Here is a 24,565-nt window from a genome sequence, read left to right as displayed (position 1 = left end):
TCCGGTGCCGGTACCCGGCGCTCCGTCTGCGACGATCGGCGCTCCGGTCCGGTGCGGCGAGGAGGCCTGCGTGTTCGCGGTGACCCGGCTGCGGGTGTCGGAACGGGACGCCGAGGCCCTGGCCGCCGACGTCGCCGTCCTGCTGGCCGCCCTCGCCGCGCGCCCCGGCTACCGGGACGGCGAGGTGGGCCGCTGCGCCGACGACCCCGGGCTGTGGGCACTGGTCACCCGGTGGGACGGCGTCGGTGCCTACCGCCGCGCGCTCTCGGCCGCCGAGGTGAAGATCGCCGGGGCGCCGGTGTGGGTGCACGCCCTCGACGAACCGGGGGTCTACGACACCGACTGACCCCGTGGCCCCCGCCGGCGGCGGGTCCGGTGCCGGACCCGCCGCTTCCCGCCCGGGAGGAGCCGGCCGGCGGGCAACTACCGTGGACGGGTCAACCCGCCGACCGCCAGCCGGATGGAGCCTCTCGCCGTGAGCGACAGCACCGCCAAGCACGACCCCGCCCGCCTCGACAAGGTGGTCAACCTCTGCAAGCGACGGGGCTTCGTGTTCCCGTCGGGCGAGATCTACGGCGGCACCCGCTCCGCCTGGGACTACGGGCCCCTGGGCGTGGAGCTCAAGGAGAACATCAAGAAGCAGTGGTGGCGCACCGTCGTCCAGAGCCGCGACGACATCGTCGGCCTGGACTCCTCGGTGATCCTGCCCCGCCAGACCTGGGTCGCCTCCGGCCACGTCGGCGTCTTCACCGACCCGCTGACGGAGTGCCAGAGCTGCCACAAGCGGTTCCGCGCCGACCACCTCGAGGAGGACTTCGAGGCGCGCAAGGGGCGGGCGCCGGAGAACGGCCTGGCCGACATCTCCTGCCCGAACTGCGGCACCAAGGGCGCGTGGACCGAGCCGCGCGACTTCAACATGATGCTGAAGACCTACCTCGGCCCGGTCGAGGACGAGTCGGGCCTGCACTACCTGCGCCCGGAGACCGCGCAGGGCATCTTCGTGAACTTCGCCAACGTCATGGGCGCCGCGCGCAAGAAGCCGCCGTTCGGCATCGGGCAGATCGGCAAGTCCTTCCGCAACGAGATCACCCCCGGCAACTTCATCTTCCGCACCCGTGAGTTCGAGCAGATGGAGATGGAGTTCTTCGTCGAGCCCGGCACCGACGAGCAGTGGCACCAGTACTGGATCGACGAGCGCACCCGCTGGTACACCGACCTCGGCATCGCCCCGGAGAACCTGCGGCACTACGAGCACCCCAAGGAGAAGCTCTCCCACTACTCGACCCGCACGGTCGACATCGAGTACCGCTTCGGGTTCCAGGGCTCGGAGTGGGGTGAGCTCGAGGGCATCGCCAACCGCACCGACTTCGACCTGAAGACCCACTCGGAGCACTCCGGCGCCGACCTCACGTACTTCGACCAGGCCACCAACACCCGCTGGACGCCGTACGTCATCGAGCCGGCGGCCGGACTGACCCGCTCGCTGATGGCCTTCCTCATCGAGGCCTACACCGAGGACGAGGCACCCAACGCCAAGGGCGGGGTCGACACCCGCACCGTCCTGCGCCTGGACCCGCGGCTGGCCCCGGTGAAGGCCGCCGTCCTGCCGCTGTCGCGCAACGCCGACCTCTCGCCCAAGGCGCGCGACCTGGCCGCGACGCTGCGGAAGAGCTGGAACGTCGACTTCGACGACGCCGGCGCGATCGGCCGCCGGTACCGCCGGCAGGACGAGATCGGGACGCCGTTCTGCCTCACCGTCGACTTCGACACCCTCGACGACGACGCGGTGACGGTGCGGGAGCGGGACTCGATGAGGCAGGAGCGCATCGGCCTGGACCAGGTGGAGAGCTACCTGAAGGCCCAGCTCCCCGTCTGCTGACCGGTCCGTCGCTCCCCCCGGGGACCGACGGATCGCCGGGTGGGCAGTCGTGGTCGCCGACACGGTGCGACACGCCGGTCGCAGCGGCCGCGACCGCCCACCCGGGCGGAGGGGCCGGGTGACCCAGCTCGCCACCTACCCTGGTGGGGTGAGCAGCAGCGTCCTCGTGCGGGAGCCGTCCACCGGGACGGGCCCCGCTCCGTTGCGCCTGGGCGCGCTCACCGTCGATCCCGCGGTGGTGCTGGCACCGATGGCCGGCATCACCAACCCGGCGTTCCGGACGCTGTGCCGCGAGTTCGGGGCCGGGCTCTACGTCTGCGAGATGATCACCACGCGGGCGCTGGTGGAGCGCAATGAGAAGACGCTGCAGATGGTGCGGGCCACCCCCGACGAGAAGGACGCCTTCTCCGTCCAGCTGTACGGCGTGGACCCGGCGACCGTGGGCCGCGCCGTGGAGATGCTCGTCGACGAGGGCGTGGCCGGCACCCGGCCGGCGCACATCGACCTGAACTTCGGCTGCCCGGTGCCCAAGGTGACCCGCAAGGGCGGCGGCTCGGCGCTGCCGTGGCGGCGGGTGCTCTTTCGGGACATCGTGCGGGCCGCGGTCGCCGCCGCCCGCGACGTGCCGGTCACCGTCAAGACCCGCATCGGCATCGACGCCGACCACGTCACCTACCTCGACGCCGGCCGGATCGCCCAGGACGAGGGCGCCGCGGCGATCACCCTGCACGGCCGCACCGCCGACCAGCTCTACAGCGGCACCGCCGACTGGGCGCCGATCGCCCGGCTGGTCGACGCCGTCGACATCCCCGTGCTCGGCAACGGGGACATCTGGGAGGCCGACGACGCGCTGCGCATGATGGCCCGGACCGGCTGCGCCGGCGTGGTCGTCGGTCGGGGCTGCCTGGGCCGCCCGTGGCTGTTCGGCGACCTCGCCGCCGCCTTCGCCGGGGAGTCGCGGCGGGCGCTGCCGACCCTGCGCGAGGTGGCCGCCGTGATGGTCCGGCACGCCGAGCTGCTGTCGGCCGACCAGGGCGAGCTGCACGGCTGCACGGACTTCCGCAAGCACGTCGCCTGGTACCTCAAGGGCTTCTCGGTCGGCTCGGACGTGCGCCGGTCGCTGGCGATGGTCAGCTCCCTCGACGAGCTCGCCGGCCTGCTCGAGCGCATCCCCGACCAGCCGTACCCCACCGCCGTCCTCGGTGGGCCGCGCGGGCGCACCAGCCCGCCACGCCCCGTGGCACTGCCCGAGGGCTGGCTGGCCGATCGTGACGACCCCCGGCCGCCGGCCGGGGCCGAGCTGATGGTGAGTGGCGGATGAGCCAGACCGAGGGTCCCTACCTCTACGACGACGGCCCCGAGGCGCTGCACACCGGCACTCCCCGCGGGGCGCGCGGGCTGATCCTGGCCGTCCTCGGCGGGACGGTGCTGGTCGCCGTCGCCATGGCCGTGGGCCTGCCCCTGGTGAAGGGCACGCCCGAGGAGCAGGCACGGGAGGTCACCGGCGTCTTCCTGGCCGCGCTGGCCGACGGCGACACCGAGACCGCCCACCAGCTGCTGTGCGAGGACGAGCGGGCCCGCGTGCCGGCCGGCCGGGTGGCGGCCGAGTACGCCCCCGGCAGGGACGGCGAGATCACCGGCACCTCCGCGGCCGACGTCGACGGCGTGCCCGTGCAGCAGGTGGAGATCGCCTGGGCCGACGGCAGCACCTCGACGTTCACCGTGCTCAGCGAGGACGGCCCGCGCGTCTGCGGGGTCTCCGCCGGCTGACGACACGGGGCGGCGAGGCCTCCCCGGACGGGACGGCGGCCGCGACCACGGCGCCGTCCCGGCTCCCTGAGGAGGGACGCTGGCCGCACCCGCCCGCTCGCGCCGTCCACCGGTCGTGTGCCGCTGGTCACAGGAGACTGGTGCGGGCCTGCGTCGTGGGCCAGGATCGCCGTCCTAGGTCCCGACAGGACGTATGAGACGTCTAGGTGTCGGGGCCGTGCTCGTCGGGGTGGGGCCACCCTGGCGCGCCACCATCCCGGCACGCGGATCGCAGCCGGCGGACGAGCGCGGAGGTGCACGGTGGGCGGAGCGGCAACGACGACCTGGGTCTACGACTTCAGCGAGGGCAGCAAGGAGCAGAAGGACCTGCTCGGCGGCAAGGGCGCCAACCTCGCCGAGATGACCAACCTCGGGCTGCCGGTGCCGCCCGGGTTCACGATCACCACCGACGCCTGCCGCTACTACCTCGAGCACGGCAGCACCCCGCCGGACCTGGCCGAGCAGGTGACCGAGCACCTGACGGCGCTGGAGAAGGCCATGGGCAAGACGCTGGGGGACCCGTCCGACCCGCTGCTGGTGTCGGTGCGGTCCGGGGCGGCGGCGTCCATGCCCGGGATGATGGAGACCGTCCTCAACGTCGGCCTCAACGACGAGTCGGTACGGGGGCTGGCCGCCCAGTCGGGCAGCGAGCGCTTCGCCTGGGACTCCTACCGGCGGCTGATCCAGATGTTCGGCAAGACCGTGCTCGGCATCGACGGCGAGCTGTTCGAGGACGCCCTCGACGCGGTGAAGGCCGAGCAGGGCACCGACTCCGACCTCGACCTCGACGCCGCGCACCTCGAGGACGTCGTCGGCCGGTTCAGGGCGATCGTGCGCGAGCAGACCGGCCGCGACTTCCCGCAGGACCCCCGCGAGCAGATGGACCTCGCCATCAACGCCGTCTTCGACTCGTGGAACTCCGAGCGGGCGGTCCTGTACCGCCGCCGCGAGCGCATCCCGAGCGACGCCGGCACCGCGGTCAACGTCTGCGCGATGGTGTTCGGCAACCTCGGCCCCGACTCCGGCACCGGGGTGGCGTTCACCCGTGACCCCGGCAGCGGCGCGCAGGGCGTGTACGGCGACTACCTGCAGAACGCGCAGGGGGAGGACGTCGTCGCCGGGATCCGCAACACCGTCCCGCTGCCCGAGCTGGAGCGGATCGACGAGAACGCCTACGACGAGCTGATGTCGATCATGAGCCGGCTTGAGTCGCACTACCGCGACCTGTGCGACATCGAGTTCACCGTCGAGCGCACCAAGCTCTGGATGCTGCAGACCCGGGTGGGCAAGCGCACCGCCGCGGCCGCGTTCGTGATCGCCACCCAGCTGGTGGACGAGGGCCTCATCGACATGGACGAGGCCGTCCGGCGGGTGACCGGCGACCAGCTGGCCCAGCTGATGTTCCCCCGCTTCGTCTCCGGCGGGGACGCCACCCGGCTCACCCAGGGCATGAACGCCTCGCCCGGGGCGGCCGTGGGCCGGGCGGTGTTCTCCTCCGAGACCGCCGTCGAGTGGTCCGGCCGCGGCGAGAAGGTGGTGCTGGTCCGCCGGGAGACCAACCCCGACGACCTCTCCGGGATGATCGCCGCCGAGGGCGTGCTCACCAGCCGCGGCGGCAAGACCTCCCACGCCGCCGTCGTCGCCCGGGGCATGGGCAAGACCTGTGTCTGCGGCGCCGAGGAGCTGCAGGTCGACACCACGGCCCGGCGGTTCACCGCGCCGGACGGCACGGTCGTGAGCGAGGGCGACGTCATCTCCATCGACGGCTCCACCGGCAAGGTCTGGCTCGGGGAGGTGCCGGTCGAGCCGTCGTCGGTGGTCCGCTACTTCGAGGGCGAGATCGACCCGGGGTCCGAGGACGCCGACGACCTGGTGCGCAGCGTGCACCGCATCCTCGCCCACGCCGACTCCCGGCGGCGGATGGACGTGCGCGCCAACGCCGACACCCCCGAGGACTCGGCCCGCGCCCGGCGCTTCGGCGCCCACGGCACCGGCCTGTGCCGGACCGAGCACATGTTCCTCGGCGACCGCCGGCAGCTGGTGGAGCAGCTCATCCTCGCCGAGGACGACGAGGGCAAACAGGCCGCCCTGGACGCGCTCGCGCCGCTGCAGAAGCAGGACTTCGGCGAGATCTTCGCGGCGATGGACGGGCTGCCGGTGACCGTCCGGCTGCTCGACCCGCCGCTGCACGAGTTCCTGCCCGACCTCACCGACCTGTCGGTGCGGGTGGCCGTCGCCGAGGCCCAGGGCCATCCCGACGAGGCCAACCTGCGGCTGCTGGCCGCCGTCCGCCGGTTGCACGAGCAGAACCCGATGCTCGGCCTGCGCGGCGTCCGACTGGGGCTGGTCGTGCCCGGGCTGTTCGCGATGCAGGTGCGCGCGATCGCGGAGGCGGCCTGCGAGCGCAAGGCGGCGGGGGGCGACCCCCGGCCGGAGATCATGATCCCGCTGGTCGGGGCCGTGCAGGAGCTGGAGGCGATCCGCGAGGAGTCCGAGCAGGTGCTCAGCCAGGTCTTCGAGGAGTGCGGCGTCGAGCTCGACGTCCTCATCGGCACGATGATCGAGGTCCCGCGGGCCGCGCTGACCGCGGAGGAGATCGCGCAGTCCGCGGAGTTCTTCTCGTTCGGCACCAACGACCTCACCCAGATGACGTGGGGCTTCTCGCGGGACGACGTCGAGGCGGCCTTCTTCCACGCCTACCTGGACAAGGGGATCTTCGGGGTCTCGCCGTTCGAGTCGCTGGACCGTCCCGGTGTCGGCCGGCTCGTGGAGATCGGCGTCGAGGGCGGGCGCCGGGCCCGGCCGGACCTCAAGCTCGGCGTCTGCGGGGAGCACGGCGGCGACCCCGACTCGGTGCACTTCTTCCACCAGGTCGGGCTGGACTACGTCTCGTGCTCGCCGTTCCGCGTACCGGTGGCCCGGCTGGAGGCCGGCCGGGCCGCGCTGGGAGCCGAGCGCGCCGGCTCCTGAGCGCGGACCCGCGCCGGGAGCGCGGAGGTGGTCCGGCACACCGCCCGGGGGCCCCGTCCCGACAGCAGCGCGTGGTACCCATGACGCGTGGCGGTGCATGCGGGGAGCCTGGTCGGCCGGGTGGTGGGCGCCGCCGTCCTGGCGTTCTTCCTGCTGGTCGCCTCGACCGCGACCGCGATCTGGTGGACGGCGCGGCAGGACTCCCGGCCGTCGTCGGACGCGATCGTCGTGCTCGGGTCGGCCCAGTACAACGGCGTCCCCTCGTCGATCTTCGAGGCCCGGCTGGAGCACGCGCTGCGGCTGTACGAGGCCGGCGTCGCCCCGGTGGTCGTGACCGTCGGCGGCAAGGCCGCCGGCGACCAGTTCACCGAGGCCGTGGCCGGCCGCGACTACCTGGCCGGCTCCGGCGTCCCGGCCGAGGACCTCCTGGCCGTCGAGCAGGGCGTCGACACGCTGGAGAGCATGCGGGCGGTGGCCACGGCGTTCGACGAGCGCGGCTGGGGGTCGGCGGTGCTGGTCACCGACCCGTGGCACGCGATGCGGGCGGAACGGATGGCCGAGGACGCCGGCATCGCCGCCGACAGCTCGCCGACCCGGCAGGGCCCGGCGGTGCAGACGCGCACCACGCAGTTCCGCTACATCCTGCGGGAGACGGCGGCCTACCTGCTCTACCGCGCGACCGGCGAGAGCGTCGCCGGCGCCCCTGGGATCGGCTGAGGAGCGGCCGTGCTGGAACTCGGGAAGCCCGGCTCGGCCGGGGTCGGGAAGGGCGTGCTGCCCGTGCTCCGCGACGGCGCCGTCGTCGCGCGGTTGCGGGCCTCGAGCTGGAAGGAGGCGGCCACGGCCGTCGTCGGCGACCGCGAGTGGGTGCTCGCGAAGCGCAAGAAGCAGCTCACCGGCCGCTGGGCGGCCGACCCGGAGGACGCCGTCCGCCTGCGGGCGCGGCAGACGTCGTTCTGGAAGGGCACCTGGGCGGCCGACCTCGAGGGCACGCCCGTGCACGCCGAGGTGGTCTCGCGCTGGAAGGGCGGGTACCGCTACCTGGTCGACGGCCGGGTGGTCGCCGAGAGCGGGACGACGGGCGGCTGGTCACCGCGCCCGACGCTGACCGCCGAGGGGTCGCTGTCGCTGGACCACCAGGTCTTCCTGCTGTGGCTCGGGCTGGTGATGGCCCGCCGCGACGAGGCCGCGACCACCGCGGCGGTCGCCGGTGGCGCGGCGGCGGGAGGCAGCTGATGGCCGGGCGGGGACGCATCCGGGCCGCGGACATCGCGCTGGTCCGCGAGCGGAGCAAGATCGACGAGATCGTCGGCGAGCACCTGCAGCTCAAGCGCGCGGGGGGTGGCAGCCTGAAGGGCCTCTGCCCCTTCCACGACGAGAAGTCGCCTTCTTTCCACGTCACCCCGTCGAGAAACCTCTACCACTGTTTCGGTTGCGGGGTCGGCGGGGACGTCATCTCCTTCATCCAGCAGATCGACCACCTGTCCTTCACCGAAGCGGTCGAGCTGCTGGCCGGGCGGGCCAACGTCGAGCTGCACTACGAGGACGACGGCGGCCGGCCCACGGGGGCGCCGTCCCGGGAGCAGGCCGGGCAGCGGGCCCGGCTGGTGGCCGCCAACACCGCGGCGGCGGCGTTCTACGCCGAGCAGCTGGGCAGCCCCGAGGCGGCGCCGGCCCGGCAGTTCCTCGCCGACCGCGGCTTCGACCGGCAGGTGGCGCTGGACTTCGGCTGCGGCTACGCACCCGGCGGCTGGGACACGCTGACCCGCCACCTGCGCGGCAAGGGCTTCACCCAGCAGGAGCTGGTGACGGCCGGCCTGGCCAAGGAGTCCTCCCGCGGCACGCTGATCGACCGGTTCCACCGCCGGCTGGTCTGGCCGATCCGCGACATCACCGGCGACGTCATCGGCTTCGGCGCCCGCAAGCTGATGGACGACGACCAGGGCCCCAAGTACCTGAACACCCCGGAGACCCCGCTCTACAAGAAGAGCACCGTGTTGTACGGCGTCGACCGCGCCAAGCGCGACATCGCCCGCCGGCACCAGGCGGTGGTGGTGGAGGGATACACCGACGTGATGGCCTGCCACCTCGCCGGCGTCACCACCGCGGTCGCCTCCTGCGGAACGGCGTTCGGGCCCGAGCACATCGGGGTCCTGCGCCGGCTGCTGATGGACCAGGACGAGTTCCGCGGCGAGGTCGTCTACACCTTCGACGGCGACGCGGCCGGGCAGAACGCGGCGATGAAGACCTTCGCCGAGGACCAGCGCTTCGTCGGGCAGACCTTCGTCGCCGTCGAGCCCGACGGCCGCGACCCGTGCGAGCTGCGCCAGGCGCACGGCGACGCCGCCGTCCGTGACCTGGTGGCCCGGCGGACGCCGCTGATCGCCTTCGTGCTGAAGACGACGCTGGCCGGCTACGACCTGGACACCGTCGAGGGCCGGGTCGCGGCGCTGGAGAAGACCGTTCCGCTGGTCGCGCAGATCAAGGACCACGCGTTGCGGCCCGCCTACGCCCGCCAGCTCGCCGGGATGATCGGCAACACCGACGAGGCCGAGGTGATCGAGCGGGTGCGCCGGCTGACCGGCGACGGGGCGCCGCAGCAGCGTTCCCGCCCGCGGACGCCGAGGCGCTCGCCGGACGACATCGCCGTGGCCGTGGAGCGGGAGGCGGTGAAGACGGCGCTGCAGGTGCCCGAGCTCGCCGGCCCGTCGTTCGACTCCATCCCGGTCGATGCCTACACCGATCCGGACTACGCGGCGGTGGCCGCGGCGGTCGCCGGCGCCGGGGGAGCGGCGGCCACCCGCGTCACCGGCCCGGCGTGGCTGGACGAGGTGGCCGCGCACTGTCCCAGCGAGTCCGCGCGGGCCCAGCTCACCGCGCTCGCGGTCGAGCCGCTGCGCTCGGCGCACGAGGCGGACGCCGCGTACGTGAGCGCGGTGCTGGCCCGGCTCGAGGAGATGCACACGGTGCGGCAGGTGACCGCGCTGAAGGGCAGGCTGCAGCGGATGAACCCGGTCGAGGCCGCCGACGAGTACATGAAGGCGTTCAGCCAGCTCATGGCACTCGAGCAGCAGGCGATCTCGCTGCGGCAGCGGGCGATGGGCGGGCTGGGCCAGTGAGTCTCGCCGACCGCGTGCGGCGGCGGTTCGCCCGGCCGCCGGAGCTGGTCCGCGCGGTCGTGCTCGCCTCGGACGACGCCGACGAGCGGGTGCTCGCCTGGGGCGCCCTGGTGCGGGACGAGGGCTGGCTGGTCGCGACGTCCCGGGGGCTGCGCCGGGTGCCGGCCGAGCTGCCACTGCCCGAGGCCGGGGGCGTCGGCGTCCTGCCGTGGCACGAGGTGGCCTCGGCCCGGTGGACGGCGACCGGCGACGGCGGTGGCCGGTTCGAGGTGACCGCGCTGACCGAGGTGGAGCCGGGGGTGCAGGCGCGGCTGCCGGTGGAGCGGCACGCCCTGCGCGACGCGGGGGAGCTCCCGGCCGTCGTCCGCCGGCGGGTGGACCAGACGGTGGTCGCCAGCCGTCGGGCGCCACTGCCCGGGCGGGGCGAGGTCGTGCTGGTCGCGCGGAGGGTGCCCGGTCAGGCGGCGCGGGAGTGGACCGTCGTGTTCGACGACGACGCCGACCGCAGCGACCCGGTGGCCCGGGAGGCCGCCCGGCACAAGCTCGCCGAGGTCGTCGCCGCCGACCGGGTGGACTGACTCAGCGGGGCGGGGGCGTCGGCCCCGGGGCGGTCGTCCCGGTCGGGCGCTGCGGCCCGGTGTCGCGGCCCATGCGGGCCTTGACCGAGTTCACCACCGCGTCCGCGCGGGCCTGCGCCATGCCGGCCACGCCCTGCAGCTGCGGGTTGTCCTTGGCGTTCTCCCACGCCTTGCGGATCTGCTCGTAGCGCTCGCGCCCGGCCTTGGAGCCGAGCACGTACCCGGCACCGAAGCCGGCGAGGAAGGACAGCTTCGCCACGGGGAACCTCCTGGTGGGGGACTGGCAGAGGGATGATCACCGTAGCGGCGCCTGGTGTGACGCGCGACGCGAAGGCCCCTCCGCGGGGAGCGGGACGGCGTCAGGTACTCTCGTTGCTGCGCGCGGGTCCGACCCGCCGATCCCCCGTAGCTCAATTGGCAGAGCATGCGACTGTTAATCGCAGGGTTATTGGTTCGAGTCCAATCGGGGGAGCACCACCGCAGGTGGCCGCGGTTCGGTGGCCTGCCCTTCTCTCGAGCCGGCCTCTCGCAGCCCGGCCGACGCCGGCTCACGTGCTCCGGGAGGAGACGCTGGCCCGGACTCGCCCGTAGCCCTTGAGGAGACGGTCGGCACGGCGGTACAGCGCCGGGTTGTCGAGGACCGTCTGTCGGAGCTTCCGCACCGGAGCGCGCCCGACCCGGTAGAGAGCCGCGCCGAGCGGCGACCGCACGACAGCGCCCTCCGAGACGACGAGGTCGTGGCTCTTGAAGAGCTCCTTCGACTCCTTGGTGCCCCGGCCCAGCTCGATGTACCGGATGCCGTCCGCAGCCGCGGCCGCGATGAGGTTCAGGCGGTGCAGCATGCCGGGCGAGTATGTGGCATAGCGGAGGTCGTAGGCCGGGAACCAGCCGGCCAGGACGTCGTCGAGCCGCAGTGCCACGTGTCCGGCGATGGGCTCGTCCCCTGCGTACAGCGTCGAGACGACGAGGTGGGCGTCGTCGCGGTCGGCGTCGAACAGGGCCTCGAGCAGTTGGACGATCCAGGGGTGGGCGAACCTGTCGCTGCGGCCGGTGCGCTGGTACTGCGCCGACTTCCAGGCCATGACGCGCGTCAGCGCTGACCGGTCCCGGGAGTCGTAGTCGAAGCGGAGGGGGCCGACGTCCCGGGTGAGCCTGCGTTCCTGACGTGGCAGCTTGTCGGCGATGCGGGAGGACTGCTCGCGCAGCCGCGCCAGGACCGACTCCGATCCCTGCCCGAGGTCGATCACGGGTGACGGGGCACGGACGTGCTCGTACGGCTGGAAGGGCTCCTGCCCGCTCACGAGTCGGTCGAACTCCCACACGTCGAGCCGGCAGGCGCCCAGCAGTTCACGCGGGTCCCACTCGAAGTCGCCGGCGTGCACGAGGCCCTGGCAGTCGGTCAGCCCGGCAGCGATCGGGACGCCGTAGCGCAGACTGCGGCGCTCGAACGGGAAGAACCCCTGGATCTGGCCGCCTTCGGACAGGACCGCCACCTGGGCCGTGGCCTGGAGCTCTCCGACGGCGAGGGCGAAGCCCGAGGCCAGGAAGGGACTGCGCAGGGTCGGCAGCTGCCGCTGCAGGGCACGCCATCGCTGCACCTCTCCAGGGCCCAGCTGCCGTGGATGGACCACCTCGACCCTCATGCGTGCCTCCTGATGCTCGACGGGCGGGATGGCCCGGCCGGGTCACACCTGTGCATCGCGTGGTCCTCCGCCTCGTCGAGGGTCGCGGGTACCGAGGCAGCCGACGCTAAGGAGCCGGTGGCAAGCGCGGGGGCAGGAGCTGGCAAGCGTTCGGTAAACGCTGCGCACGGCGGCCCTCGTTGCGCCCCCGTGCCCGGTGGGCGGCCGATCGGGGACCCGGTTGGGCGATACTCGCCGGTGAGGGCGGCTCCCTGGACGCCCCTGCCCTCCCGATGGGTGACGGAGGGGACGCGCGTGCGTACTCGGATCATCGGCCTGGCGGTGTGGGTCTCCGTCCTCGCCATCGGGCTGTTCGGGGTCCCGCTGGCCGTCGCGGTGCTCCAGTACGCGGAACAGGCCGAGCGCGGTGAGCTACAGCGGATCGCCGACGCCGTGTCCATCGCGGTGGCCGATGACCTCGACCGGCACGAGCCCGTCGGCGACCTCGACGGGCACGGCGTCGTCGAGCTGACGGTGTACGACGCTGGGGGCAACTGGGTGGGCGGCAACCGGAGGGAGGGGAACGAGGCCGAGGTCGGTCGAGCCCTCCGCGGCGGCGTGAGTACCGGGACGAACGGCGATCACGTCGTGGTGGTGGCTCCCGTCACCCACAGCAACGACGTCATCGGTGCGGTCCGTGCCATGTCGATCCACGACGCCGTCCTGCCCAGGGTCCTCATGGTGTGGACCGGGATGGCCGCGCTCGCGGCTCTGGCCGTGACGACGGCCTGGCTCGTCGGGCGGAGGCAGGCTCGGCGGCTGGCGCACCCCCTCGAGGACCTCGCGGTTGCCGCGCACCGACTCGGCGATGGCGACTTCAGCGTCCGCATCCGGCGAGGCGGAGTGCCGGAGATCGACGCGGTCGGCTCCGCGCTCGATGCCACCGCGGTGCGGCTGGACGACCTCCTCGCCCGGGAACGGGCCCTGTCCGCTGAGGTCTCCCACCAGCTGCGGACGCCGCTGGCAGGTCTGCGGCTGCGGCTGGAGGCCGCCCTCGAACGGCCGGATCAGGACCCGCGACCAGCCATCGCGGCGAGCCTCACGGATGCGGACCGGCTGGAGGGCACCATCGACGAGATCCTGGCCCTCGCTCGTGACCGACGGCCCTCGCCGTCCGGCCCGCTGGACCTCTCCGCACTGCTGAGCGAGCTGACGCAGGAGTGGCGCGCCCACTTGGCGTTGCGGGGACGCACGCTCGACCTGACGGTCGAACCGGGAACCCCCGCCCCGCGCGCCTCGTCCACCGCCGTCCGCCAGGTCCTGGCCGTGCTCCTGGACAACGCGACGACGCACGGAGCGGGAACCGTGTCGCTGACCGTCCGCGAGGCCGCCGGCGCCGTCGCCGTCGCCGTCTCCGACGAGGGCCAGGGCGTCCCCAAGTCGGGCGGCGACGTGTTCTCGCGCAGCACCGAGCGCCGGGACGGGCACGGCATGGGGCTGGCCCTGGCCCGCCGGCTCGCCGAGGCCGAGCACGGACGGCTCGTGCTCACGCAGACCTCGCCTCCGGTCTTCAAGCTGCTGCTGCCGTCGGTGCCCGAGGAGACCCCACACGGGCAGCGCCCGGCCGTCGGCCTCGCCGGGGCCACCGGCTAGGGCGGCGAGCTGCTGATGTCCGCCAGCTCCAGCCGGTAACCGTGGCCACGGACCGTGGTGATCCGTGGAACCCGTCCCCCCGCGGTGTCAGCGAACACGCCGAGCTTCCTCCGGAGGGCGGCGACGTGGACGTCGAGGGTCTTGGTGGAACCGAACCAGTGTTCGTCCCACACGTCCGACATCAACGACTCACGGCTGTGCGCGACCTCGGGTTCGGCGGCCAGCCTGGCCAGCAGGTCGAACTCCTTCGGACGCAGGTGGAGCTCCCGTCCGGCGACCACGACCCGGCGACGCGACACGTCCACGACGAGGTCCCCGACGGTTCGGACGGCGGGCGCGCTCACGCCTCCTCCGGTCCGCCGCAGATGGGCGCGGACGCGCGCGTGCAGCTCCGCGAGCCGTACCGGCTTGACCAGGTAGTCGTCGGCTCCGGCCTCCAGCCCCACGACCACGTCCATCTCAGCTGACCGCGCGGTGAGCATGACCAGGACGCAGTCGGGCCGTACGTGTCGCAACTGCCGGCAGACCTCGACGCCGTCGAGGTCGGGCAACCCCAGGTCCAACAGCACCAGGTCGATGGGGGTGGCCGCGGCACGCCTCAGCGCGGCCGTCCCGGTTCGCTCCCACACGACCTCGTGGGCATGGCTTCGCAGACTCGCCGTCAGCACCTCACCGATCGTCGAGTCGTCCTCGACGATCAGGATCCGACCCCCCACGGCGCCATCGTTGCAGGCTCCGTTCCTGCCGCCGGCTCGGTCCCCCCGGAGTCCGTGGTCCGGTACGGGGAACCCGTGCTCGGCTTCGAGCAGCACCGGCCCCGGCGATGGCCTCGCCGACCGGGGCGAACCGCCGCAGGGGGTGGGTGGCGCCCACGGGCAGGGCGAGCGCGGCCTCGCGCTCGTCGGTCCGTCCCCGCGCGGCTGCCCGCGAGAGAGGGGTCGTTCCCGCATACTCGCGGCAGTTGGGCCGGGGTCGGTCCAGGCAGCGCTGCGTGCACCGACCCCGTGCTGCCGTCGTCGGTCCGCTCGGCATCCGTCGGACACCCGGTGCGTGGGGGAAGCTTGCAGTCGAGCACGAGGCGTGCGCTGAGCTGGTCGGCCTCGGTCGCGTGCCTGTTGCTCGGGTGCGTCTTCGCTTCCCTGCAGTTCGGTGCCGAGGCGAGGGTCGACGAGGTCCAATCCCGTGTGCGCCTCACCCAGGAGGTCCCGACCACCTTCAACGGCGCCGAGATCAGCCTGGGTGTCATCCACTGGAGAGACGACTCCGGGCCGGACGACGTGGCAGAGGTGTGCGGGGACCGGGTCATCGGTTACGGCGAGTTGCGCGAACCGCCGACGATCGGCCAAGACGAGCAGCCGCCGGCCCGCCTGCGGAACGACATCGTCGTCCTGCATGTCGAGGGGGCACCGTTCTGTCTGGCGGTGGGGGCCACTGCCGGCAAGGACTCGATGCGACTCCGGGTCGTGGATGTCGACGGCGCCGGCGCCGAAGCCGCCGACTCGGCTCAGCTCGTCGTCAGCACGACGATCAGGACCGACGAGTTGCTGAACAACCTGCTGGCCGGCGTGCTGCTGGGGGCGGGAGTCGGTGGCGCGCTCGGGCTGTTCTCGGCGGGCAGGACCTAGTGCCACTGCCGCGGGCGGCGTCTGCTCCCTGGGCCGGTGCGGCGCGCCACCAGCGGTGAGCGGTCGCCGGTGGCCGGCAGACGGGCGCGTCGACCTGCGTGCGGTGGCGTGCGGGTCGCATGGCCGGGGGCGTCCCCGTCGAGGACGACCCCGGGTCGGCTGCGGACTGCCATCGCACGTCCCGTGGCTGTGAGTGCCGCGCCGACACGGTCCTCCTCGTGTCGGGTGGTGGGTCCGACGCCGACGTGTCCTCCCTATCGTGAGCGGCCTCCTCAGGGGCTGCACCGCACACCAAGGGGGCGTCATGCACACGGGACCGGGTGTCCGGAGCCAGTGCCGCGTGGTCCGGCTCGTCGACCGGTTCGACCGGGCCGTCGGGCTGGTGGACACCGGCCCGGTGCCGCTGCGGGCGCGCCCCGCGGTGGAGGCCTCGGCCGGCGGTGCCGGGCGATGAGGACGAGGGAGGTGTGGGGATCCCGCGGTGGACGTCGCCGGCCGCCTCACCCGGAGGCTGCTGGTGCCCTGGTGCTCTCGCGGCCACTGGGTCTCCTCACCGCGGTGCTGACCGGCCTCCTGGCGGGCGGCATGGTCCTGATCGAGGTCGTGCTCCTCCCGTTCTGGCGCCGAGCGTCCCCGGCCGACTTCCGGGACTGGTTCGCCGCCCACTCCGACCGGATCCGGGATCTGATGATCCCGCTGGGAGTCGGCGCCGGGACCGTGGGCGCCGCCTCTGCGCTCGCGCACCTCACCGAGGGCCGGCGCAACACCCCCGCGTCCGTGACCGCAGCGCTGGCCACGGTGGGCGTCATCGGCATCACGGTGACGGTCAGCGAGCCGGCCAACCACAGGTTCACGGCCGGGACGTTGACCGACGCCGAGACCACGGAGCTCCTCGGCAGGTGGGCGCGCTGGCACCACGCCCGCGTCGTCCTCGGTCTGGCAGCGACGCTGGCGGCCGCTGCCGCGCTGATGGACGAGCACGTTGGCGGACGACGCCGACGGCCGCCCGCGTGAGCTGACCTGCGCCGACAGCCGGACCGCCGAGGCCGTGGAGCGCCCCGGCGACCGGCAGCACGCCGGCGGTCGGGGTCCTGCCCGGCCCGCCCCTCAGTCGCCGGAACGGGCGTCGGCGACGACCCGGAACCACGCCACCCGGTTGTCCTCCTCCTCGAGGCGCTCCAGCGTGGCCCGCTGGTCGAGGAAGGCCGGGTCCGCGTGCCAGGCCTCCCAGTCCTCGCGGCTCCGCCAGGTCCCGACGATCACGCGGATGGAGTCCTCGTCGTCCGAGGTGAGGAGCTGTCCGGAGATCCAGCCCGGCCGCTCACGGGCGGAGTCGAACCGGGCCCGCATCGCGGCGTCCCACTCCGCTTCACCGCCGGGCCGGAGCCTGGTCGTGGTCATCACTGTCATCATCGCTGGCTCCTGGGTGCCGGGGGATCGGTCGAGGTCGGGGTCGCGTCCAGCGGGTCAGGCGAGGGGACGGGCGGCGCACCGGGCATAGGCGTCGTGCCACGGCCGGAGACGCTCGTACGCCGCGCTCGCCGCGAGCACGTCGGCGTCCCCGTGGCGACGGCCGATCACCTGCATGCCGACCGGTAGCCCGTCGACGTCGCCGGCGGGGACCGAGGCGGCCGGGTGGCCGGTGAAGTTGACGACGTAGGTGAGGCACCAGCCGATGAGGGGGTCGACGTCGACGCCCTCGACGCTCCTCGGGCCGACCGTGTTGCCGTCGTCGGCGTTGTCGACGGGCAGCGCCGCGAGGGTGGGGGTGACCAGCAGGTCGTAGGAGCGCAGCACCTGCTGGATCCGGTCGTAGACACCGGTGCGCATCCGCTGGTCGCTGAGCACGTCCAGCGCGCTGAGCCGGTAGCCCTCGTCGATCCAGCGCAGGTACTCCGGCGGGAAGTCGTCGCGGTGGTCGCCGAGCAGGTCCAGGCCCTGCGCCTTCAGTCCCTCGAGGCCCTCGATGTTGAGCGGCATGATCAGGCGGCACCACAGGTCGCTGAGCTCGCGCTGGTCGTGGTCGAACGTGAGGTCGACCTGGTCGACGGCGGCGCCCGCCTCCTCGAAGGCGCGCACCGCCTGCTCGACGACGCCGGCGACCCGGCGGTCGACCGGGTAGACGCCGAAGTCGGGGCTGTAGGCGATCCGCCAGCCACGGATCGACCGGCGCGTGGCCCCGGCGAAGGTGGCGGAGCCGTCGAGGGCGAAGGGGTCCCGGTCGTCGTACCCGGCGAGGACGTCGAGGGCGAGGGCGGCGTCGTCCACGGTGCGGGTCAGCGCCCCCTCGAACAGGAACGGGTTGAGCGAGCCGAAGGCGTTGGGCCGCCCGGTGTAGGGCACGCGGCCGAAGGAGGCCTTGTAGCCGTACAGGCCGCACCAGGAGGCGGGGATGCGGATGGAGCCACCGCCGTCCGTGCCCTCGGCCAGGGGGAGGAGGCCGTCCGCGACGGCGGCTGCGCTGCCGCCGGAGGAGCCCCCCGAGTTCTTCGTGGTGTCGAAGGGGTTGCGCGAGGGGCCGAACAGGTAGTTGTCGCACGTCCCGCGGAAGCCCATCACGGGGCTGTTGGTCTTGCCGACGAGAACGGCTCCGGCGGCCTCCATCCGCTCCGCGTACGTGCAGTGGGCAGGCACGCTGAACCCCCGGAGCGCGCGGACCCCACCGAACGTGGCCGGCCAGCCGGGCTTGAAGTCGAACAGGTCCTTGATCGCGGTCGGGACCCCGTGCAGCGGGCCCAGCGGCTCGCCCGACGTGAGGGCCCGTTCCGCCTGGCGCGCGCGGTCCCGAGCCTCGTCGAACGCCGTGAAGACCAGTGCGTTGAGGCTGGGGTTGCGCGCCTCGACCCGGGCGATCACGGCGTCGAGCACCTCGACGGGGGAGAGGTCACGACGTCGGATGCGGTCGGCCAGCTCGGTGGCGGTGGCGTAGGCCAGGTCGTCGGACATCGTCGTCCGCCCTTCGTCTCCGGGCACACTGAGGACCGGAGTCTGCCGAGGTCGGGTGGCCGCGACAAGGCCGCCGGACCCGGCGGACCGGCGCGCACGGGTGACCGCTCGGGCAGGGCGCGCACTGGGCTCGGACCGCGGGGGCGGCTAGGGTCGCCTCCGTGCACGTGCCGGACGGGCTGGTCGCGGTCGTGAAACGCGACTGCCCGACCTGCGTGCTGGTCGAGCCGGTGCTGCGGCAGCTGGGCGCCACGGTCTGGTGCCAGGACGACCCGGACTGGTTCGACCACGACGACACCGCCCTCGAGGTGTCCTACCGGCTGGACGTCGAGACCGTCCCCACCCTGCTGCGGATCGACCACGGGGTGGAGACCGCCCGGGTGGTGGGGTGGAGCCGCGAGCAGTGGGAGACGCTGACCGGCGTCACCGGGCTGGGCGCCGGGCTGCCCGAGCACCGGCCCGGCTGCGGGTCGCTGTCGGTGGACCCGGGCCGGGTCGACGCGCTGGAGGCGCGGTACGGGAGCACCGGGTTGACCAGCCGCCGGGTGGAGCTGGCCGACCTGGAGGACGAGCACGAGGCGTTGTTCGACCGCGGCTGGACCGACGGACTGCCGGTCGTGCCGCCGACTCCCGAGCGGGTGCTGCGGATGCTGCGCGGTACGAGCCGCGACCCCGGTGAGGTGGTGGCCGTCGTCCCGCCGGACCTCGTGGAGTGCACCGTCGAGAAGGTCGCGGTCAACGCGGTGATGGCCGGTTGCCTGCCCGAGTACCTGCCGGTCGTCCTCGCGGCGCTCGAGGCGGCGTCCGCGGAGGAGTTCGCGCTGCACGGCGTGCTGGCCACCACCTACTTCGCGGGGCCGGTCGTCATCGTCAACGGGCCGGTCGCGGCCCGGATCGGGATGAACAGCGGGGTCAACGCCCTCGGGCAGGGCAACCGTGCCAACGCCACGATCGGTCGGGCGCTGCAGCTGGTGGTGCGCAACGTCGGGGGCGGTCGTCCCGGTGGGGTCGACCGGGCGACCCTGGGCAACCCGGGCAAGTTCACCTTCTGCTTCGCCGAGCGCGAGCAGGACAGCCCGTTCGCGCCGCTCGCGGCCGATCGCGGGGTGCCCGGCAGCGCCGTGACCGTCTTCGCCGGATCGGGTGTGCAGCCGGTGGTCGACCAGCTCAGCCGCGATCCGGAGTCGCTGGCCCGTACGTTCGCGGCGTGCCTGCGCGTCAACGCGCACCCGAAGCTGACGGCGGCCTTCGACGCGATGCTCGTCGTCTCACCGGAACACGGGCGGGTCCTCCGCGAGGCCGGGTGGGACCGCGCCCGGCTGCTGGCCGAGCTGGACGGGCTGCTGAGGCTGCCGGCCGGCGAGCTGGTGCGTGGAGCGGGCGGCATGGCCGAGGGTCTGCCGCCCGGGGGCACCCCCGACGAGCTGCCGAAGTTCCGGCCGGGCGGGCTGCTGGTCGTCTCCGCGGGCGGCGACGCCGGCCTGTTCAGTGCGATCGTCGGTGGTTGGGTGGCCGGTGAGACGGGCAGCGTCCCGGTGACACGGGAGGTACGGGCGTGAAGACGGTTCTCGATCCCACCGGCGAGCGGCAGGCACCGGTCCGCGCGCCGCTGCCGCGCCCGTCCTCGCTGCAGGGGCGCACCGTGGGACTGCTCGACATCAGCAAGGCCCGGGGCGACGTCGTCCTGGACCGCCTCGAGCAGCTGCTGCGTCAGGACGGCGCGACGGTGCGCCGCTACCGCAAGCCGACGTTCGCGCGCATCGCCCCGGTCGACCTGCGGCACGAGATCACCGAGCAGTGCGAGGTGGTGATCGAGGCGCTGGCCGACTAGGGCTCGTGCACGTCGTGCAGTGTGCACGACATCGCAGACATCGAGCGCCGGGGCGTGGTCGGGGTGTTCCTCGCGAGCGAGGCCTTCGCCGAGGCGGCCCGGCTGCAGGGCGCGGCGCTCGGTTTCCCGGCGCCGTACGTGCTGGTCCCGCACCCGGTCCAGGACCGCACGGACGCCGAGCTGCGCCGGGTCGCCGAGGAGGCCTACCCGGCCGTGCTGGCCTCGGTCACCACGACGGCGTAGCCCGTCCGACCGACGGCTGACGGCTCTGGTGCGACCGCTCCGTGCTCGCCCCGCGGGCCACACCGGCTCCGCGTTCGGGCCACGGGTCCTCATCCCGGTGCTGGTGCTGGCCGCCGCCGTGGCCCAGGGCTTCGGGCGCTTCGGGTACGCGCTCCTGCTTCCCGCCGTCAACGCCGACCTCGTGCACTCCTACGTCGTCGCCGGGCTGCTCGGCACGCTGAACCTCACCGCGTACCTCGCGGGGACGCTCCTGGTCAGCCTCACCGCCGACCGCATCGCGCCGGCGACCTCGGTGCGCACGGGCCTGCTGCTCACCACGGCCGGGCTGTCGGTCCTCTCGCTCGCGCCGTCGGTGCCGGTCCTGGTGACCGGCATGGTCCTGGCGGGGTTCGGCGGAGCGATGATCTGGGTGCCGGCTCCGGGCATCGCCGGGTCGGCCGTCCGCGTGTCCCGCCGGGGCCTGGCCATCGGGCTGACCGGCAGCGGGGTGGGGCTGGGGGTGGTGGCGAGCAGCGGTCTCACCGCCGTGGTCCACGCCGTCGGCGACCCGGGTGCGTGGCGCCCCGTGTGGGCGATCGAGGCGGTGCTGTCGGCGCTCGTGGCGGCCGCCGCCCTGCGCTGGCTGCGTCCGCCGTCCGCCCCGGTCTCCGGTCCGGTCCGCATCTCGGCGCTGCGCGCGGTCCCGGGCTGGATCGGCTCGACCCTCTCCTACGGCGGGTACGGCCTGGCGATCGCCGTCTACATGACCTTCCTGGTCGCCGCGTACGAGGACGACGCCGGCTTCGGCGCCGGCCACGCGTCTGCGGTCTTCGCACTCGCCGGGGTGTCCATCATGTTCGGCGGGGTGGTGCTCGGCCGCTGGTCGGACACCGTGGGACGGCGGGCGGCCATGACGTGGGCCTACGTGGGGATGACCGTGGCGGTCCTGCTGGTCCCGCTCGGCGACGAGCCCTGGGCCGCCCTATCCGCGCTCGTGTTCGGCCTGGCGATGTCCGGGGCGCCGGCGGTGCTCGCCGCCCATCTGGCCGACTGGCTCGACCCCCGGCGGTTCGCCGCCGCCTTCGGCGCGGTCACCCTCGTCTTCGGGTCGGCCCAGTTGGTGGGCCCCCAGCTCGGCGGGTGGATCGCCGACCGGACGGGCAGCTTCACCGCGGCCTTCCTGGTCGCCGCCGGAGCCGCACTCGCTGCCGCCTGCGCGTCGGCCACGCTGCCCCGGCGCGGCGCCGCGCGGGGCGGTCCGGGCGGCACCGACGTCGGCCCGGACGCGGGACCGCCCTCGCCGTCGGTTCGGAACCGGCGCCCCTGACCGGTGGCTGGGGACGGGGCGTCGTCCCCCTCCTCCGGCGGCGATTCGGTGCCACACTCCCCGCATGCCCGAGCCCTACACGGCCGTGGGTCTCGTCCCCGCGGTGCGCGGCATCCGCACCCGTGCCGACATCGGCCGCAACCTCGAGCACATCGCGCACCTGTTCAAGGCCGCGTCGTGGCTGTCCAGCCTCGACCTGCCGGTGCGGCTCGTCGCCATCCCCGAGGGCGGTCTGCAGGCGTTCAACGACGAGGTGCTCGACCTGGACCACGAGACCTTCGCCCGGGACTGCGCCATCGACATCCCCGGCCCGGAGACGGAGTTCCTCGGGGAGCTGGCGCGCACCTACGACACCTTCGTGATGGCCCAGGCCAAGGCCCGCCACGAGGCCTTCCCCGACCGGTTCTTCAACGTCGGGTTCGCCCTCGACCGGCAGGGCGAACTCGTCCTGAAGCACTACAAGCTGACCACGCTGTACCCGGTCGAGCACTCGATGACCCCGCACGACGTGTGGGACCGCTGGGTGGACCTGTACGGGCTGACCCTCGACGCCTTCTTCCCGGTGGCCGACACCGAGATCGGCCGGCTCGGCGTCCTCATGGCCAACGAGGGCTCCTACCCCGAGAACGCGCGCGGGCTGGCGATGAACGGTGCCGAGGTCGTCTACCGGGCGTCCTACCCCCACCCGCACACGGGCAACGAGTTCTTCGAGATCCAGAGCCGGGCGCGGGCCCTGGACAACAACTTCTACGTGGTGGCCCCCAACCTGGCCACCTACTACCTGTACCCGGAGGCGCAGGACCCCATCGACACCTTCGGGGGGCGGTCGATGGTGATCGACTACAAGGGCCGCGTCGTCGGTCAGCACCTGTACGGGGCCGGGTCCTCCTACGTCGCCGGCACCATCGACATCGACGCCCTCCGGCACTTCCGTACCCACGCGCAGTGGGACAACTGGGCCAAGGACCTGCGCACCGAGCTCTACCAACTGGTCTACCGCGACTCGGTCTACCCGCCGAACCTCTACGCCGACCGGGCGCCGTTCACCCATGCGGAGTTCCGCGAGCAGGTGATCGAGAAGCAGATCGAGCTGATGGTGGAGCGCGGCGTGTGGGTGCCCCCGGACCGGCGGGTCTGAGGTCGGGTCCTGCCGGAGGGCCGGCGCGCCGCGACACCGCGTGACCCGCGGGCCGGCCCGGGGCGCCGGACCGGCCCGCCGGGCCTCACTTGACCAGGGCGCCGGCGTCCACCGGCAGTGGCACGCCCGTGATGTACCGGGCGTCGTCGGACACCAGGAACACCAGTGCGCGGCTGATGTCGATCGGCTGCACCCACGGGATCGGCAGCGTGTGCATGGCCTGCGACCGGGGCTCGAAGTCCGCCCGGGTGGGGTTCGGGATGTCGGGGACGAAGACCTTCATCGTCTCGTCGTTCATGATCATGTCGGTCTCCACCTGGGTCGGGTGGATGCTGTTCACCCGGATGCGCTCCGGCCCGTACTCCACGGCGAGGGTGCGCATCAGTCCGACCACGCCGTGCTTGGCCGACACGTAGTGCGAGATGTGCGAGTACGCCTGCAGCCCGGCCGCGGAGCTGGTCAGCACGATCGCGCCGCCCTCGCCGCCGGCGATGATGTGCGGGATCGCGGCCTTGCACGTCTGCCACACACCGGTGAGGTTCACGTCGATCATCTGCTGCCAGACGTCGAGCGGCAGCTCGTGCGAGGCGTGCGGCAGCGACCCGATCCCGGCGTTGGCGGCCACGATGTCCAGGCGGCCGAGTTGGGCCACCCCGTCGTCCACCGCGCCGGCGAGGGCGTCGTAGTCCCGCACGTCGGCCTTCGCCGCCACGATCCGGCGGTCCAGCGCCTCGACCTGCCGGACGGTCTCCTGCAGCTTCTCCCAGGTGCCCGTCGGGTAGGGCATCCCGGGGACCTGTTCGCAGACGTCGACGGCGATGACGTCGGCGCCCTCGCGGGCGAGTTCGACCGCGTGGCTGCGCCCCTGTCCCTGGGCCGCTCCGGTGACGAAGGCGACCTTGCCCTCGAGTCTGCCCATGACCTCTCCTCTCGTCGACACGGTTCGTGGCGCGCGTCACACTACGGGTGCTGCACCGGTCGTCGCCCCGTGTCGCTGCCACCGCCGGGCCGACTCCGTCGGGGGCGGGTGTCCGGGGAGGTCGGGTCGAGCAGGACCACTACCCGTCGGCGTCGGCGCCGTCCGGGCCGCGCTGCTCGTCCTCCGGGCGTGCTGCCGAGGACCGCGGGTCCGTGCGCTCGAGCCGCTGACGGATCGCCGCGACGTTCAGAGCGAGGTCCTCCAGTGCCTCGACCGCGCGTGTCGCGAGCGCGAAGGTGAGGTTCTCCCGCTGCTGCTCGGCGCTGGGCTCGCGGTCGCCCTGCGGGATCTCGCGGCGCTCGCGCGGACGACGCGTCGCCTCCGCCCACGGATCGTCGCCGCTGCGCGCATCGCCGAACAGCTCGCGCAGCACCCGCTGCGCCAGCTCCAGGAACTCGCCCGGGTCGGGCCGATCGGTCGCCATCCGTCCCACTCTCCGTTCCGGTCGAGCGCGTCCCGCGGACCGGGACGACCGGTCCGCGACGGCGCGACCAACGTACGACCGACACCCCGCCCGCGACAGCCGACGGTGCCCGGGTGTCCGGCCGTCGAGGCGCGTTCAGCGCGGCTGTGACCGTGCGGGGCGCCGGCCCGTCGCGGGGGAGGCCTGCCGGACGGCGGTCGACAGCACCCCGAGCTCGGAGTAGCCACCCAGCTGCGCCGACAGGACGCCACGTGGTCGTGCTGCCGGAGGGTGGCCGGAGGACCGGGATCCCCGGGCGGCTCGCGTCCCGCGCCGGATGCGGCTACGTGGCTCCCCGGAGGCGGTCGCGGACCGAGGCGGTCAGTCGTCGTCGTGGCACGCGCACGAGCAGTCGCTGGTGCAGAAGGCGTGGTTGCCGAAGTCGCAGAGGCTCTCGTTCATGG

The 24,565-nt window shown here is 73.5% G+C and carries 23 protein-coding genes, 1 tRNA gene and 1 pseudogene; 18 read left to right on the top strand and 7 right to left on the bottom strand.

What is annotated here, in order from left to right:
• The first annotated feature begins 70 nt into the window (after window positions 1-70).
• The 9 genes from ACI78V_RS18315 to ACI78V_RS18275 all read left to right on the top strand — a co-directional run bounded on the left by ACI78V_RS18315 (window position 71) and on the right by ACI78V_RS18275 (window position 10,355).
• On the top strand, window positions 71-346 hold the full coding sequence (locus ACI78V_RS18315; protein ID WP_456853311.1) for an antibiotic biosynthesis monooxygenase: 276 nt from the start codon (window positions 71-73) through the stop codon (window positions 344-346).
• Between the two features lie 129 nt (window positions 347-475).
• Window positions 476-1,879: a glycine--tRNA ligase gene (locus ACI78V_RS18310; RefSeq protein ID WP_456853309.1), complete on the top strand. Its 1,404-nt coding sequence runs from the start codon at window positions 476-478 to the stop codon at window positions 1,877-1,879.
• A gap of 148 nt (window positions 1,880-2,027) precedes the next feature.
• Window positions 2,028-3,200: a tRNA dihydrouridine synthase DusB gene (dusB, locus tag ACI78V_RS18305; protein ID WP_456853307.1), complete on the top strand. Its 1,173-nt coding sequence runs from the start codon at window positions 2,028-2,030 to the stop codon at window positions 3,198-3,200.
• Window positions 3,197-3,649 carry a hypothetical protein gene (locus tag ACI78V_RS18300; RefSeq protein WP_456853306.1) on the top strand — a complete coding sequence of 151 codons (453 nt, stop codon included), beginning with the start codon at window positions 3,197-3,199 and terminating at the stop codon, window positions 3,647-3,649. The genes dusB and ACI78V_RS18300 overlap by 4 nt, the downstream gene beginning before the upstream one ends.
• A gap of 300 nt (window positions 3,650-3,949) precedes the next feature.
• A complete protein-coding gene (gene ppdK, locus ACI78V_RS18295) occupies window positions 3,950-6,658 on the top strand; it encodes a pyruvate, phosphate dikinase (protein ID WP_456853304.1) in 2,709 nt (902 codons plus the stop codon).
• Window positions 6,659-6,745: 87 nt separating this feature from the next.
• Entirely contained in the window at window positions 6,746-7,375 is a 630-nt protein-coding gene (locus tag ACI78V_RS18290; RefSeq protein ID WP_456853302.1) for a YdcF family protein, read from the top strand.
• Between the two features lie 9 nt (window positions 7,376-7,384).
• Window positions 7,385-7,894: a hypothetical protein gene (locus ACI78V_RS18285; RefSeq protein WP_456853301.1), complete on the top strand. Its 510-nt coding sequence runs from the start codon at window positions 7,385-7,387 to the stop codon at window positions 7,892-7,894.
• On the top strand, window positions 7,894-9,777 hold the full coding sequence (dnaG, locus tag ACI78V_RS18280) for a DNA primase (RefSeq protein WP_456853299.1): 1,884 nt from the start codon (window positions 7,894-7,896) through the stop codon (window positions 9,775-9,777). The genes ACI78V_RS18285 and dnaG overlap by 1 nt, the downstream gene beginning before the upstream one ends.
• Complete coding sequence (locus ACI78V_RS18275; RefSeq protein ID WP_456853298.1) at window positions 9,774-10,355, top strand: hypothetical protein; 582 nt, start codon at window positions 9,774-9,776, stop codon at window positions 10,353-10,355. Before dnaG ends, ACI78V_RS18275 begins: the two co-directional genes overlap by 4 nt.
• Window position 10,356: 1 nt before the next feature.
• Here the strand turns inward: ACI78V_RS18275 and ACI78V_RS18270 are convergent, their stop codons facing one another.
• Window positions 10,357-10,614 carry a hypothetical protein gene (locus ACI78V_RS18270; protein WP_456853296.1) on the bottom strand — a complete coding sequence of 86 codons (258 nt, stop codon included), beginning with the start codon at window positions 10,612-10,614 and terminating at the stop codon, window positions 10,357-10,359.
• A gap of 140 nt (window positions 10,615-10,754) precedes the next feature.
• Here ACI78V_RS18270 and ACI78V_RS18265 point away from each other — a divergent pair.
• Window positions 10,755-10,827 (top strand) — tRNA-Asn (locus ACI78V_RS18265).
• A 76-nt stretch (window positions 10,828-10,903) separates the two neighbouring features.
• Here the strand turns inward: ACI78V_RS18265 and ACI78V_RS18260 are convergent.
• On the bottom strand, window positions 10,904-11,998 hold the full coding sequence (locus ACI78V_RS18260) for a GNAT family N-acetyltransferase (RefSeq protein WP_456853294.1): 1,095 nt from the start codon (window positions 11,996-11,998) through the stop codon (window positions 10,904-10,906).
• Between the two features lie 294 nt (window positions 11,999-12,292).
• Between ACI78V_RS18260 and ACI78V_RS18255 the strand changes: the two genes are divergently transcribed.
• Entirely contained in the window at window positions 12,293-13,630 is a 1,338-nt protein-coding gene (locus ACI78V_RS18255) for a sensor histidine kinase (RefSeq protein ID WP_456853293.1), read from the top strand.
• On the opposite strand, the gene ACI78V_RS18250 is transcribed toward ACI78V_RS18255, so the two are convergent.
• Complete coding sequence (locus tag ACI78V_RS18250) at window positions 13,627-14,346, bottom strand: response regulator transcription factor (RefSeq protein ID WP_456853291.1); 720 nt, start codon at window positions 14,344-14,346, stop codon at window positions 13,627-13,629. The two genes, ACI78V_RS18255 and ACI78V_RS18250, sit on opposite strands and share 4 nt — an antisense overlap.
• A gap of 345 nt (window positions 14,347-14,691) precedes the next feature.
• Here ACI78V_RS18250 and ACI78V_RS18245 point away from each other — a divergent pair, with 345 nt between their 5' ends.
• From ACI78V_RS18245 to ACI78V_RS18235, 3 genes are all read left to right on the top strand, one after another.
• Window positions 14,692-15,255: a hypothetical protein gene (locus ACI78V_RS18245; protein ID WP_456853289.1), complete on the top strand. Its 564-nt coding sequence runs from the start codon at window positions 14,692-14,694 to the stop codon at window positions 15,253-15,255.
• Between the two features lie 304 nt (window positions 15,256-15,559).
• The gene (locus ACI78V_RS18240; protein ID WP_456853287.1) at window positions 15,560-15,709 is read left to right on the top strand and encodes a hypothetical protein; all 150 of its coding nucleotides are present in this window, start codon (window positions 15,560-15,562) and stop codon (window positions 15,707-15,709) included.
• A 71-nt stretch (window positions 15,710-15,780) separates the two neighbouring features.
• Window positions 15,781-16,269, top strand: a complete 489-nt coding sequence (locus ACI78V_RS18235) for an anthrone oxygenase family protein (RefSeq protein ID WP_456853285.1) — start codon at window positions 15,781-15,783, stop codon at window positions 16,267-16,269.
• A gap of 93 nt (window positions 16,270-16,362) precedes the next feature.
• Here the strand turns inward: ACI78V_RS18235 and ACI78V_RS18230 are convergent, their stop codons facing one another.
• Together ACI78V_RS18230 and ACI78V_RS18225 are read right to left on the bottom strand one after the other, a co-directional pair.
• Entirely contained in the window at window positions 16,363-16,656 is a 294-nt protein-coding gene (locus ACI78V_RS18230) for an antibiotic biosynthesis monooxygenase family protein (protein ID WP_456853283.1), read from the bottom strand.
• 66 nt (window positions 16,657-16,722) lie between these two features.
• The gene (locus ACI78V_RS18225) at window positions 16,723-18,228 is read right to left on the bottom strand and encodes an amidase (protein ID WP_456853281.1); all 1,506 of its coding nucleotides are present in this window, start codon (window positions 18,226-18,228) and stop codon (window positions 16,723-16,725) included.
• Window positions 18,229-18,362: 134 nt separating this feature from the next.
• Here ACI78V_RS18225 and ACI78V_RS18220 point away from each other — a divergent pair, with 134 nt between their 5' ends.
• From ACI78V_RS18220 to ACI78V_RS18205, 4 genes and pseudogenes are all read left to right on the top strand, one after another.
• Window positions 18,363-19,760 carry a thioredoxin family protein gene (locus ACI78V_RS18220; RefSeq protein ID WP_456853280.1) on the top strand — a complete coding sequence of 466 codons (1,398 nt, stop codon included), beginning with the start codon at window positions 18,363-18,365 and terminating at the stop codon, window positions 19,758-19,760.
• Window positions 19,757-20,275: pseudogene (locus tag ACI78V_RS18215) on the top strand (UGSC family (seleno)protein). The gene ACI78V_RS18220 and the pseudogene ACI78V_RS18215 overlap by 4 nt, the downstream one beginning before the upstream one ends.
• A gap of 97 nt (window positions 20,276-20,372) precedes the next feature.
• Window positions 20,373-21,581: an MFS transporter gene (locus tag ACI78V_RS18210; RefSeq protein WP_456853278.1), complete on the top strand. Its 1,209-nt coding sequence runs from the start codon at window positions 20,373-20,375 to the stop codon at window positions 21,579-21,581.
• A 64-nt stretch (window positions 21,582-21,645) separates the two neighbouring features.
• The gene (locus ACI78V_RS18205; protein ID WP_456853276.1) at window positions 21,646-22,719 is read left to right on the top strand and encodes a nitrilase-related carbon-nitrogen hydrolase; all 1,074 of its coding nucleotides are present in this window, start codon (window positions 21,646-21,648) and stop codon (window positions 22,717-22,719) included.
• Between the two features lie 85 nt (window positions 22,720-22,804).
• Here the strand turns inward: ACI78V_RS18205 and ACI78V_RS18200 are convergent, their stop codons facing one another.
• Window positions 22,805-23,638 carry a mycofactocin-coupled SDR family oxidoreductase gene (locus ACI78V_RS18200; RefSeq protein WP_456853274.1) on the bottom strand — a complete coding sequence of 278 codons (834 nt, stop codon included), beginning with the start codon at window positions 23,636-23,638 and terminating at the stop codon, window positions 22,805-22,807.
• Between the two features lie 139 nt (window positions 23,639-23,777).
• Window positions 23,778-24,122, bottom strand: coding sequence for a hypothetical protein (locus tag ACI78V_RS18195; protein WP_456853272.1), 345 nt, complete (start codon window positions 24,120-24,122; stop codon window positions 23,778-23,780).
• Window positions 24,123-24,565: the final 443 nt, after the last annotated feature.

This window comes from Geodermatophilus sp. SYSU D00742 (assembly GCF_054049935.1).
This window is presented reverse-complemented; position numbering and strand designations above follow the sequence as displayed.